This is a genomic window from Rouxiella badensis (assembly GCF_026967515.2).
In the GTDB taxonomy this organism is placed as follows: domain Bacteria; phylum Pseudomonadota; class Gammaproteobacteria; order Enterobacterales; family Enterobacteriaceae; genus Rouxiella; species Rouxiella badensis.
In genome coordinates, this window is sequence record NZ_CP114062.1 from 4,846,778 (window position 1) to 4,859,263 (window position 12,486).

Here is a 12,486-nt window from a genome sequence, read left to right on the forward strand (position 1 = left end):
GATGAAAAAATTACTTTCTGCCTTGTTCCTGGGCTCGGTAGCCTTTGCTGCGCTGGCCGATGATACGAGTGGTTCCGACCTCATCAAACGCGGTGAATATCTTGCGAAAGCCGGTGACTGCGTCGCCTGTCATACTACCGAAGGCGGCCAGCCGTTTGCCGGTGGCCTGAAGATGGTGACGCCGATCGGCGCGATTTACTCCACCAACATCACGCCGGATAAAGCCAACGGTATTGGTGACTACACGCTCGAAGATTTCGAGAATGCAGTGCGCAAAGGCGTGGCGAAAAACGGTCAGACGCTCTATCCGGCGATGCCGTTCCCGTCCTACGCGGTGGTAAGCGATGAGGATATGAAGGCGCTGTACGCATACTTTATGCACGGCGTTCAGCCTGTGGCACAGCCAAATCGTGACAGCGACATTCCGTGGCCGCTGTCGATGAGATGGCCGCTGGCTATCTGGCGTACCGCGTTTGCCCCTAAGGTGCAGCCGTTTGCCGGTAAAATGAATGAAGATCCCCAGTTGGCGCGTGGCCGCTATCTGGTTGAAGGCCTGGGTCACTGCGGCGCATGCCATACTCCGCGCAGCATCACCATGCAGGAAAAAGCGATGAACAACGACGAAGGCAACGCCTTCCTGTCGGGCAGCGCAGCGCCTATCGATGGCTGGACCGCCAGCAATCTGCGTGGCGATGATCGTGATGGTTTAGGCCGCTGGAGCGAGGACGATCTCGTTCAGTTCCTGCGCACCGGTCGTAACGATCACACCGCCGTGTTCGGCGGGATGACCGACGTTGTTAAGCACAGCCTGCAATACCTGACGCCGGAAGACGCAACCGCAATCGCTAAATACCTCAAGTCGCTGGATGTAAAAGACAGTAGCCAACCGGCGTTTAAAACCGACGACAGCGTAGCGAAAGCGCTGTGGAAAGGCGATGACAGCAAACCGGGTGCCGCCGTTTACGTCGACAGCTGCGCGGCATGTCATAAGACTGACGGTACAGGCTATAAGCGCTTCTTCCCAGAGCTGAAAGGGAATCCGGTGGTGTTGGCGAAAGATCCAACCTCACTGATTCACATCGTGCTGACCGGTAATACCTTGCCGGGCGTTATCGGCGCACCTTCTAACATCACCATGCCGGCATTCGGCTGGCGTCTGAATAACCAACAGGTTGCCGACGTGGTGAACTTTATTCGCACCAGCTGGGGCAATACCGCTGGGGATAAGGTCACCGCCGATGATGTTAAAAAGATCCGCGAAGATAAGAACGTGATTACCGATAAAAAGCAGTTAGGTAACATGAATATTGAGATGCTGACACCGATTCAATAATTCGTGTGATTAAAAAGGGGGCGGTCTGTTACGCAGAGCGCCCCCTTTCTATTAAATGCGCTAAATGCCTAAATATTAGACGCTTATTGGGAAGCATTCCTTGCTACCCCGCCTCAACCCGCTATAATGCCAGACACACACCGAAGCGGGTGTAGTTCAATGGTAGAACGGTAGCTTCCCAAGCTGCATACGAGGGTTCGATTCCCTTCACCCGCTCCAGAAGCACTTCCCAGAGCATCCGTAATTATCCTGAAAAACCCAATAAAAACAAGTTGTCAGCCTGGGCGCTTTATGACCAAAATCAGCTATGTTCTAACGAAATCGATTAATGTTTTGAAGAACTTACCTGATGATTTTTGTCATTTAACATTTTTAAATCAGTAGGTTAGGGTTATTTTATCGAGCCCGTTATTTTTTCCAGCCTATTCTTAAATCGCTAAATGCTAGATTTGTGCCATCCTACATGGGTGTACCAAACATAGCTGATAAATGAGGGAATCATGAAAAAGACAATTTTAGCCTTATCCGCACTTCTTTTGGCATCTCCTGTATTCGCTGATACCACAACAATGACTCACGCGACCGACGATACAGTAGCGCAGGCAGAAAAGGGTGCAGACACCGCTAAGGAAAAACTTCACCATGCCCAGGACAAAGGGGCAGAGTTGAAGCTGAAGTCCAAGCACGCAGCTGAAGGGAAGGCGGGTAGTACAGGTAGCAAAGTGTCTGAAGGCACTCAAAAAGCCTGGCACAGTACCAAACAAGGTACTGAAAAAACGTGGGATAAGACCAAGCAAGGGGCTGAAACCCTTAAGAACAAAGTCACTGACTAATGTTCAAATTCAAGGCCGGGTCACCGGCCTTGATTCTATTATTAAATCTGCGGATTATTCACCATATAAACCAGTTCGACGTTGTCTTTATTGGCATACACCGCCATGAAGGGTTTATCCATCACAAGCTGCTTAGGCTTAGGCCTACTACACAAAGATGCATACCGTGAGAAAACGTTTATAGCTTTACTTCCTTCTTCATCTATATTCAGGCTCGTTATACTCTTGAATACTTCAGTGTCCAGCAGACTCCCACCCAGCCCGTGTTCTTTCTCCCAGTGACGCAAATTTTTATTTTCAACCACAATATTTGTCTTCGGTAGCCCGACGCGACACTCTATCTCAGTGGGTTCTAATTGGCCGCTAATAATATTATGAATGAGCTGTTTTATTTTCCCTCTATCATCGGTGCTGAGTTCTTTCGTTAATGGACCGATGAAAATCCCCCGCGTCCCTCCTTTTATGGCTAACTCGAACGCTTCTACATTTTGAGTATTATCCTGCATTTCGGTGGAATAATACTTCACAGTGCGCGTATCGAAGATAAAATCTGGTTTGATGACGTCGCCATTATTCAGGGTGAATTCATTGGGTTTGATTTCTTGATGTGGGAACGATGTCAGCCATTTTCTATTATAAACGTTAATATCAAACAGTGCCGGGAATTTAGAAATGTCACCAATATTTATCATTTCAGCAAGATTTTGGTCTACACCAGCAACCGTTTTTCTGACATTAGACTGTATTTCCGACAGCTCTTTGAGTGGAATGATATTACCATTAATTTTAGCTAACGCCTCTTTTACGTGCAGGTCGGGAGCTTGTTCGAGGCATAATATCTTGAGATGTTCTTGAACCTTACTCTCATCCTGTTCTTCGGTCGTGAGCCTCAGTGAACGTTGGGCGAGTATCTCCTGGATAGGACGATCTTTGGCTGTTTTAATTTGTGCTGAATTAAGCAATGCGTTGAAAGTATCAAGGCTATTTTCTACATTTTCGTTTTGCAGACCTTGATCTTCTATAAGGTATAAACCTTTCGATTGCATGTCTTTTGCAAGTTTATCTAACTGGGATTTCACCGCTGGCTCGCTATTTTCATGCACCACCAGTAAGGTTTGACCGACGACGTTTTCGTACTCTGATTTCCTTATTGTTTCGATCAAAAGGCTTTTTAGGGCGTCGGGGGAGATATCTTGTTGGCAAAGCCCTTTATCGCTCCAGTTCTTACTGATATCGTCTGACATTATGGTGGATGAGTCTTTCAGATAGTTATCAAGGATAATTTTTGAGTATGCAGTTCTGAGTGCCGACACGGGAAGGTTTATCGTATTACTTTCTAATCCGGCGAAGTCGAATGTATAATCCAAATCTATATTCTGATGATGACTAATTAGTTTTTGTTCTGATTCGCTAAGAGGAGGTTTAATTAGCGGTAAAGTATTGCCTGCTTCAACAAAACTAGAAGGGCTATTTGATGTGTTACTCGTTGTCAGAGTCTGCGTATTTTTTTGCACTGTTTCAGGATGCGTAATGATAGGCGATCCTCCAGCGATTCCTTCAATCATATTAATTCCTATAGAGATATGGGATGTGATTTAATTGTTTTTTTAAAGAAATAAGGGAGTGGAATGAATCATTGTGTTAATGGTTTTTTTAAAAATTGACTTTTTAATAAAATGATTTTTTTGAGTTAATATTTCCTTTTAGATGTTTATTTTATGCTTTCCATTGTTATGAGTAACGGTGTTTTTAATCAAGCTGTTTGTGAGCGAAGGGGGGTATAAGAGCGTTTTTTGAAAATGACACAATTAATTAAATGGAATAAAAATGAATAGAAAATAAATGTGATTACTAGTCTGCTTCGTTATTTTAAAACAAAGCAAACTGAGGTGGGAGTTTTTTAAATTAATTTAAAGGTATTGTATGACAACGGGATACGTTAAGCCTTAAAGACCACGTGGCAGGTCAGCCAGCAAAGTACATTAAGCGTACCGTGAGTCAGCAGCACCAGAGTGAAGAGGGCGCCAACGACCATCAGGCCGCGCGATCGCAGTATGCGTCTTAGTGGACTCTGGCGCACGGTGACTTTGCATTCCCAATCCATGGGGTTCTTTCCATCCATCATTTTGTTTAGATATTCGTCATTATAGCTAATAGGAATAACTATAGATCCTACCAGCAGCTTCGCCTGCTAACCATCCTGATAAATGAACAGTAGTGCAAATTGGTATTTATTTCAGCCATTTTTCTCTTTCGCCCTGCTATAAAAGCGACGTAATTTAATGACGGATATTCTTATTAGTATAAAGCGTCAGCGTGATAATCACTCACGGGTATTGCTCAATTAATTTGAAGGGTAAAGACAAAACTTTTCGTTATGCCAATTTGTCTTAATGAACCACACTCTTATTACTGTTGTTCGATTTATTAAAAGGATATCCGTGTGATGAATTTCAAAAAGATGGCACTTCCACTGTTAGCTGCAGCTAGCCTGTATGCTCCTCTGTCTCAGGCTGAGGCCATGCATTATTCTCTCGACCCAGACCATACTTCTGTTATCGTAACCTGGAATCACTTTGGTTTTTCTCACCCGACTGCTGATATCCCTAACACCAAGGGCACGGTAGTATTCGATAAAGATCATCCTGAGAAATCACGCGTTGATGTGACTCTGCCAGTGTCTCAGATCGATACTCATGTTCCTGCGCTGACTAAAGAGTTCCTGGGCCCAGACTATTTCAACACTGCTAAATATCCTTCAGCCGTATTCCACAGCACCAAAGTTATCGCTAAAGGCGACAATAAATTTGATGTTGAAGGTAATCTGACCATCAAGGGCATCACCAAGCCAGTGACTCTGCACGCTACGCTGACCAAGCAGGGCTTGCATCCAATGGTTAAGAAGCAGGCGATCGGCTTTGATGCCACGGCTGATATCAAGCGTTCAGACTTCAAAGTGGACAAATACGTTCCTTACGTAGGCGATGATGTCACTCTGACCCTCTCTACCGAAGGCTACGCCAGCAAGTAATGATTAAGCGTGTGAAGTTATAGACGGCAATATTTGCCACTCTCTCACGGGAAATGCTCAAAACTGCTTATTAGGCAGTGACTTGACGTTTCCCGTTTGTGTTTTATTCTGAGATGAACTTCTTCTTTGTCTCGGAACTCTTCCATGTCCCTCTCTTTACGTATCGCACTGCTGAATGATGCCCCGTTGATTAATCAACTTGGTTATTCGACTTATCCCTTTGAAGATCTTTGGGATTCGAAATCGGAGCTGGCAGAGTTTCTCGAGAATGAATATTCACTGCCTGTGCTTGAGAAGAGTCTAACGGACTCTGACGTGTGCTGGCTCATTGCTGAAACCGACCGCCCTGTGGGCATCGCGAAGCTGACCTGGCAGAGCCCTATTTCGGACCCCGCGTTGACGGGAACGCTGCTCAACAAGCTATATATTGAGCCGGATGAAACGGGAAAAGGCTACGGCAGAATCATGGTGGAAGAGGTTGCATTGATGGCCAAGGCACGCGGACAGCCGCTTCTTTGGCTGCAAGTCCTGGAACAAAACGTAGGCGCTCGCCGTTTTTATGCTTCGATGGGAATGCAACATATTAAGGAAGAAATGTTCATTTCAGCCACGCAACGTAGCAAGTTGCATATTTTAGGGCTAAAACTCTAAAAAGTGGGCGACAGATGCGGATGACAGGCAAAAAAAAAGCTCGCGGGATGGCGAGCCATGGTAAGTGGAGCAAGTAATCAAAATTCCATAGGATGTCTGTCAACATCCGGCGCGTAGTATACACACGTGATGATAAATTGCACAGTTAATGCCATGAATTTTATGCGGATGATGTGTAAAGATTGGATTGCGCCAGGTTTGGTAAGGTTTACAAAATGGCAGTTTCGACAATAAATTCACATGGAATGATTAAATATTCGATTTTAATTAGCATTCTCATTATTAAAGCCCTTCTTGCCGGCGTGGAGAAGGGCGAAACGGATTGATGAATTAAATTTTAGGTACCCAGGTTTCGGCCTCGCTATCATCGGGATAGTAGTAGCCATTGGGTATCGATTGAAGCTCTATCAGGCTGCCCCAAGGGGTGGTGAAGTAGACGCTGCCGTTGTCTTGAGTGTCTTCGTGACGTGAGTTTCCGTGCGGCTCTGACAGCGGTTTCCCGCCTGCGGCTATAACCTGTTTCAGGGTGTGGTCGATATCATCTACGTAAAAAGAAAGGTGGTTCCAGCCTATATCCTGTAGACCAACGGGCCGTTGTTGGCTGTCACTGACTATCTCGAACAGCTCCAGATTAGCGCCGTTACCGATGCGTAAAAGCCGTTGTTTTATGACCACGGTACCGGAAGAAAGGCCAAGCTGCCGCTCCGTGTCTGCCCCTTTCCTCGGTTCATCCTCGCTCGTCAGGCCGTTATAAACGAACTTTGCGCCCAGAGCCTGTTTCAGAAATGTGGTTGCCTGCTCAAGGTCCGGGACGGTAAGCCCGACGTGATTAATGCCGCGGGTCAGTGATTTCTGTTTATGCTCTGTCATGACTTCTCCCAAATGATGTTATTAACCATAAGATAAGTATAGACATTCAATGGGATGCCGCGAATTCGAGGGCAACAGCTTATGACTCATCTAGAAGGCAGAGCCTGGGTCGCGTTCCGAAAAAGGGAAGGTATTGCACCTGGCAAGTGTCGGGCAAAGCGCTGGGGAACTATACTGGTTCTCAGGCTTTACTGATAATTTCTTATTGAGGCGTCATGAAAACTCTATTGGCAACGCTGCTGTTGTCGTCACTGCTGACGTTATCCGCGAGCACCCTGGCGAGCCAGCCGAAACACCTGGAATCTCGTGCTCAGCTGCCGCTTCCCGTTCTTCCGGGACAGCCAAACCAACCCACTCAGCCGACGCAGCCTACGCAACCCACCCAGCCGCGTCAGCCTGGCGAACAGCCGCAGGGTCCGAATCAATGTATTCCCGGCAACCCAACGCGTTTGCCGCAGTGTCCGACCGCCAGCCGTTAACAGGCAATAAAAAAGGGCGGCAAAGCCACCCTTTTAATCACAACATAAAACGATTAATTCTCAGGCGGTGCCTTGCCGTCTTCGATAAAGTCTTCATCAATCTCTTCGATGTTTTCCCTGTTATCGCGACCTGAAAGAATATTCCAGCAGGCGATAAACAGCGCGGCGATCAATGGACCAATCACGAAACCGTTAATACCGTAGACTTCCATGCCACCCAGCGTGGCAATAAGAATTAGATAGTCAGGCATTTTGGTATCTTTACCGACCAGCAGCGGACGAAGAATGTTATCCACCAGGCCGATGATCACCACGAAGAACACCACCAGGAAGATACCCTGCCACAGCTGGTTCGACGCAAAGAAGTAAATGGCCGCCGGAACCCAGATAATGGCTGAACCTACCGCTGGAATAAGGGACAAGAAAGCCATCAGCGCGCCCCACAGCAGCACACCCTCAATCCCGGTAATCCAGAACGCCATGCCGCCCAGCGCACCCTGTACAATAGCGACGATGACGGTGCCTTTCACGGTAGCGCGAGACACCGCCGCGAACTTCATAAACAGGTGGTGTTTAACGTGTTTGGACAGCGGCAGCGCTTCGAGGATCAGGTTGACCAGATAAGCGCCGTCCTTCAGCAGGAAGAACAGCAGGTAAAGCATGATGCCGAAGCCAACCACAAAGCTAAAGGTCCCTTTACCGATGAGGAAGACGCTACCTGCCAGATACTGACTTCCCTTAAGCGCAAAGCCGGAAAGCTTCTGCTGAATGCCAGCCGCACTGTCGAGATTGTATTCGGCCAGCTGATGTTGCGCCCAGACCGGCAGGTGTTGGATAACGTCAGCAATAATCGTCGGCAACTGCGTATTATTGTGCTGTAGCTTGTCGTACACCACGTTAAATTCAATCGCCAGTGATGAGGCGATAATAGCCAACGGTGTGAATACGATCAGGCAGATAACCAACAAGGTAAGCAACGCGGCAATCCCGTTTTTATCCCCCAGCCATCCGCGAAACTTGGTTTTTAACGGATGGAAAATAATAGCCAGAATAGCCGCCCATAAGACCGACGAGTAGTATGGCCGAAGTACATCCAGAAACGCCCATGTGACGATGAAAAGAATCAGGATGAAAAATCCCTTAGAAATACCGTTTAATCTCATTTGTTTCCCCTGAAACTCTATTATTGTCATCGAACTATAGAGCGAAGTTTAGCGTTTGTAACCTAAAGGGCAAAAAACAGGATTTTTCTCTTCTATAAGATATCTATCCCCCGCATAAGCAATGCGTTTTAAATACGTTGTGAGTTGGGGGTAAAAACCGCATTTTTAGCTTTTGATTCACGTGCGGGTAATAGAGACGGTGAGTGGTAAAAAGGGTGCTAATTATTTGCACCAACAGCAGAGAGAATATATTGGTCAACTTTCACGCTCATGGCTATGGCGCAGCGAGCTACCGACCTGGGGTCTGGTGGTCATTATATATGGCGGATGGTTCACCACGCTGGCCTATTGGCAGACGCTGGGACTTTTCCCCGCCACGCTGCTGCTGATTTGGTTTACCACCTGGTATATGTCGCTACAGCATGAACTCATCCACGGACACCCCACGCGCTCACCCTTTTTTAACCAGCTTCTCGGGCTGATGCCGCTCGCCGTGTGGTATCCGTTCGGCCTGTATCGCGATTCGCATTTACAGCATCACCGCGACCAGCATCTCACCTGCCCGGAGGAGGATCCCGAGACCTATTATTTCTCTCCGGCTCGCTGGCAAAGATTTAGCCCCTGGCAGCGTAGGATAATCAGTATTCGAAATACTTTCCCCGGACGCGTTATTCTCGGACCTGCTATCGATATTTTACAAACTGTCGGCGCAATGCTTTTGTCATTTCGCTCCGCTGATATCAAGGCCATCGTCATGTGGCTTCTGCACGGTGCACTGTTGGCGGCAGTGTTTTCATGGATGCATCGGCTTGATTTTTCAATCTTATATTTTCTGATTGTCGTGAGTTATCCGGCGCTGAGCCTGACCAAGATCCGATCCTTTCTGGAACATCGTGCGGCGGAAGATCCTCAGGCAAGATCGGCGATTAATGAAGCCGCCTTGATCTGGCGGGTGCTTTTTCTTAATCTGAATTATCACTCTGTACACCACAATCTTCCGGGCGTTCCCTGGTATGGTCTGCGAAAAATATATTTGCAGTATCGCGAGGGTTATCTGCATCTCAATCAGGGATTCCTGATTGGTGGATATAGGGAATGGCTGCGTCGATTTCTATTCCGCTCCGTTGACGTTAACGTTCATCCGGGGGGGGCTACTCTGGATGAGGTAAGCGATGAGCACCAATAACGCTGTTTCATTACCGATGTACGCTGTCAATCAGCCTGATGTTACCGCACTGTGGTCGGCGCTACGCGCATTGTTATCAGAGCAGGGATTTGATGCAGACAACCTCGACCTAAACTGGCCTGAAGATTTAATTCAGCACTGGGAGCAGCCGCGCCTGTTGCTAAGCCAAACCTGTGGTTATCCGCTGGTGACGCGGCTCGAAAACGTTCAGCCGGTCGGCTGTTTTCACTACGTTGCCGCAGGCTGCGAGGGCGTAGGCTATCGCAGCTTTCTGTTGACGCGACAAAAGGACATGGGCGGTTCACTGCCTGATTTCCGCCAGCGTATCGCGGTGGCTAACAGCAAAGATTCCCAGTCGGGCTATAACGCCCTGCGCAAAATGGTCGCGCCGCTTGGAGGTCAGGGTCCGTTCTTTAGCGAGGTTATCTTCAGCGGCAGTCATCGTCAGTCACTGCTTGCGCTACAGCAGGGTGACGCTGATATTGCCGCCATCGATTGTGTCACCTACGCGCTGCTGCAAAAGCATCAGCCGCAGGCGCTTGCGCAGCTAAAAATCATTGGTGAAACGCCCCTGACGCCGGGCCTGCCGCTCATTACCGGTCCCGAAACGACCGAGAATCAGCTTTGTCAGCTGCGATCTGCGCTGAAAAGGCTGGTCACCGATCCCCGCTATCGTCAGGTTTGTCGTGCGGCGCTGATCGGCGGATTCAGTGAGGTGAGTCGTCAGCACTATGACGTCATTCTCTAGCGGACAGCACAGCCTGAGTATCGGCCGTTACTCGGCCTGATCTACACTGAATGGCTGCAATAATTTCAATCTGTTAAAACCTAGCCCGACGATTAAAACAGAAATTCAATAAAACTGAGGTAGTGCAATGGACAACAATTACCAACCCCCTAAGGTCTGGACTCTCGACAACGAACTGGGGGGAGCATGGGGCAAGCTGAATCGCCCAATCGCAGGCGCGACGCATGAGAAAACGCTGCCGGTCGGCAAGCATCCGCTTCAGCTTTATTCTCTTGGCACACCTAATGGCCAGAAGGTGACCATTCTGCTGGAAGAGCTGCTGGCGCTGGGCGTGAGCGGGGCGGAATATGATGCGCACCTGATCCGCATCAACGAGGGCGATCAGTTCTCCTCCGGTTTTGTGGATGTGAATCCCAACTCGAAGATCCCAGCGCTGCTGGACGTCTCCGGTGCCGATCCTGTCCGCGTATTTGAATCCGGCGCTATCCTGCTGTATCTGGCCGACAAGTTTGGCTATTTCCTGCCAAAAGACTTCGCGGCACGTACCGAAGCGTTGAACTGGCTGTTCTGGCTGCAGGGTTCTGCGCCTTACGTGGGTGGCGGTTTTGGTCACTTCTATCACTATGCGCCGGTGAAAATCGAATACGCTATCAACCGTTTCACTATGGAAGCCAAGCGTCACCTCGACCTGCTGGACAAACAGCTGGCTAAACATCGCTTTATCGCCGGTGACGAATACACCATCGCCGATATCGCTATCTGGCCATGGTATGGCGCGCTGGTGAAAGGCCTGCTGTATGAAGCGGCAGAATTCATCGACGCCAAGTCCTACACCCACCTTATCCGCTGGACTGACGAAATTGCCGCACGACCTGCTGTCGCGCGTGGACGTATCGTCAACCGCACCTGGGGGGATAAGCAACTGGCTGAACGCCACGATGCGACGGATTTTAACGCACTGGGCCTTTAAGCGATAAAATCTATACAGCCGTCTCACGCAGAGTGAGACGGCTTTTTTATGCCCGCTTTACAGGTAACCCCTCAAATATTCGGTCAAACAAAGCAGCGCCATCGCCTGTCCATAAGGCATTGAGGTTAAAGGAATCTGCCGGTAGTAATCCAAATCCTTGCCCATCGCGGTACCAAACGAAACCTGAGTCAGTTCCCCTTGCCCATTGATATGGCGTATCACCGCACGCAGCGCGTTTTCGGCCATCGGCAGCATTTCGCGTGGCAGGTAGCGCTTACGTACTCCCTTCATGATGCCGTAGGCGAACCCGGCACTGGCGGAAGCCTCAAGATAAGAGTTTTTGTCATCAATCAGCGTGTGCCACAGTCCGCTTTCATGCTGATACTGTTGCAGGGCTTTCACCTGAGTTTCCAGAACCTGCAACAGAAACCGCCGCGTCGCGTGCTGTTCCGGCCACCCCATGAGCTCGATAAACTCCGGGATGGCGATAGTCAGCCAGCTGTTACCCCGTGCCCAGCGCGCCTCCGCGTAGTTATGCTGGCCGTCAAAGGTCCAGCCGTGGAACCACAGGCCGCTTTTTCTGTCCATCAGGTACTGCACGTGGAGCAGAAACTGGTAGCTGGCCTCTTCGATATAATCCTCTCGATTCAGCACCTTGCCAATTTTTAACAGCGGCAGCACGCTCATCATCAGCGTGTCGTCCCACAGCTGCTGGTGGTTCTCGTTATTGTAAACGATGTGCTGCAAACCATTGCAGAGGGTACGCGGCATTTCATACATCACCCAGTCAGCCCAGCGTTCCAGCACCGGCAGCAGCGTCGCATTGCGCGTTTCTTCATACCGGTAAGCGAGCGTCAGCAGCGGGCAGACGGTATTGACATTTTTAGTCGGCGTACCTTCTGCCAGACGTGCCGCGAACCAGTCGTCGATAATCGCCAGCGTCTTCTTGTCTCCGGTTTGCTGATAGTACTGATACATGCCGTACAGGCCGATACCGTGCGTCCATTCCCATCCGGCCCAGCCTTTGGTGTCGATCACGCGGCCATCGTCGAGCCGCAGCAGGAATTCACCACGCTCATCGCAGATGTTCACCAGATTGTCGCCGAGCTTGCCGATCAGCTGGTTCAACTCCTCTCGCGGCAGCAGGAATTCAGGCTGGCGGAGCAGGGCACTGTGTTTTACCGGGAATACCGGGCTTGTTTGCTGTGCTGACATAGTGAGT

The 12,486-nt window shown here is 49.1% G+C and carries 13 protein-coding genes and 1 tRNA gene; 9 read left to right on the plus strand and 5 right to left on the minus strand.

Going from position 1 to position 12,486, the window contains the following annotated elements:
- Nucleotide 1: 1 nt before the first annotated feature.
- From O1V65_RS22390 to O1V65_RS22400, 3 genes are all read left to right on the plus strand, one after another.
- Complete coding sequence (locus O1V65_RS22390; protein ID WP_017492104.1) at nucleotides 2-1,333, plus strand: c-type cytochrome; 1,332 nt, start codon at nucleotides 2-4, stop codon at nucleotides 1,331-1,333.
- Between the two features lie 145 nt (nucleotides 1,334-1,478).
- Nucleotides 1,479-1,552: transfer RNA gene (locus O1V65_RS22395), tRNA-Gly, on the plus strand.
- A gap of 281 nt (nucleotides 1,553-1,833) precedes the next feature.
- Complete coding sequence (locus O1V65_RS22400) at nucleotides 1,834-2,166, plus strand: hypothetical protein (protein ID WP_017492103.1); 333 nt, start codon at nucleotides 1,834-1,836, stop codon at nucleotides 2,164-2,166.
- A 41-nt stretch (nucleotides 2,167-2,207) separates the two neighbouring features.
- Here the strand turns inward: O1V65_RS22400 and O1V65_RS22405 are convergent, their stop codons facing one another.
- The gene (locus O1V65_RS22405) at nucleotides 2,208-3,731 is read right to left on the minus strand and encodes a serpin family protein (protein WP_269130049.1); all 1,524 of its coding nucleotides are present in this window, start codon (nucleotides 3,729-3,731) and stop codon (nucleotides 2,208-2,210) included.
- Between the two features lie 374 nt (nucleotides 3,732-4,105).
- The gene (locus O1V65_RS22410) at nucleotides 4,106-4,270 is read right to left on the minus strand and encodes a hypothetical protein (RefSeq protein WP_017492101.1); all 165 of its coding nucleotides are present in this window, start codon (nucleotides 4,268-4,270) and stop codon (nucleotides 4,106-4,108) included.
- Between the two features lie 342 nt (nucleotides 4,271-4,612).
- Here O1V65_RS22410 and O1V65_RS22415 point away from each other — a divergent pair, with 342 nt between their 5' ends.
- Together O1V65_RS22415 and O1V65_RS22420 are read left to right on the plus strand one after the other, a co-directional pair.
- The gene (locus O1V65_RS22415) at nucleotides 4,613-5,197 is read left to right on the plus strand and encodes a YceI family protein (RefSeq protein WP_017492100.1); all 585 of its coding nucleotides are present in this window, start codon (nucleotides 4,613-4,615) and stop codon (nucleotides 5,195-5,197) included.
- A gap of 144 nt (nucleotides 5,198-5,341) precedes the next feature.
- Complete coding sequence (locus O1V65_RS22420; protein WP_017492099.1) at nucleotides 5,342-5,848, plus strand: GNAT family N-acetyltransferase; 507 nt, start codon at nucleotides 5,342-5,344, stop codon at nucleotides 5,846-5,848.
- A gap of 330 nt (nucleotides 5,849-6,178) precedes the next feature.
- Here O1V65_RS22420 and O1V65_RS22425 read toward each other — a convergent pair whose 3' ends face one another.
- Entirely contained in the window at nucleotides 6,179-6,718 is a 540-nt protein-coding gene (locus O1V65_RS22425; RefSeq protein ID WP_017492097.1) for a VOC family protein, read from the minus strand.
- A gap of 215 nt (nucleotides 6,719-6,933) precedes the next feature.
- Between O1V65_RS22425 and O1V65_RS22430 the strand changes: the two genes are divergently transcribed.
- Nucleotides 6,934-7,197, plus strand: a complete 264-nt coding sequence (locus tag O1V65_RS22430; protein ID WP_017492096.1) for a hypothetical protein — start codon at nucleotides 6,934-6,936, stop codon at nucleotides 7,195-7,197.
- 53 nt (nucleotides 7,198-7,250) lie between these two features.
- On the opposite strand, the gene O1V65_RS22435 is transcribed toward O1V65_RS22430, so the two are convergent.
- Complete coding sequence (locus tag O1V65_RS22435) at nucleotides 7,251-8,360, minus strand: AI-2E family transporter (RefSeq protein ID WP_017492095.1); 1,110 nt, start codon at nucleotides 8,358-8,360, stop codon at nucleotides 7,251-7,253.
- Between the two features lie 190 nt (nucleotides 8,361-8,550).
- Here O1V65_RS22435 and O1V65_RS22440 point away from each other — a divergent pair, with 190 nt between their 5' ends.
- The 3 genes from O1V65_RS22440 (at nucleotide 8,551) to yghU (ending at nucleotide 11,264) form a co-directional block, all read left to right on the plus strand.
- Nucleotides 8,551-9,546, plus strand: coding sequence for a fatty acid desaturase (locus O1V65_RS22440; protein WP_206600928.1), 996 nt, complete (start codon nucleotides 8,551-8,553; stop codon nucleotides 9,544-9,546).
- A complete protein-coding gene (locus tag O1V65_RS22445; RefSeq protein ID WP_017492093.1) occupies nucleotides 9,533-10,294 on the plus strand; it encodes a phosphate/phosphite/phosphonate ABC transporter substrate-binding protein in 762 nt (253 codons plus the stop codon). Before O1V65_RS22440 ends, O1V65_RS22445 begins: the two co-directional genes overlap by 14 nt.
- A gap of 127 nt (nucleotides 10,295-10,421) precedes the next feature.
- Nucleotides 10,422-11,264 carry a glutathione-dependent disulfide-bond oxidoreductase gene (gene yghU, locus O1V65_RS22450; protein WP_227955855.1) on the plus strand — a complete coding sequence of 281 codons (843 nt, stop codon included), beginning with the start codon at nucleotides 10,422-10,424 and terminating at the stop codon, nucleotides 11,262-11,264.
- Nucleotides 11,265-11,321: 57 nt separating this feature from the next.
- Here yghU and bglB read toward each other — a convergent pair whose 3' ends face one another.
- Nucleotides 11,322-12,479, minus strand: coding sequence for a beta-galactosidase BglB (bglB, locus tag O1V65_RS22455; protein ID WP_017492091.1), 1,158 nt, complete (start codon nucleotides 12,477-12,479; stop codon nucleotides 11,322-11,324).
- Nucleotides 12,480-12,486: the final 7 nt, after the last annotated feature.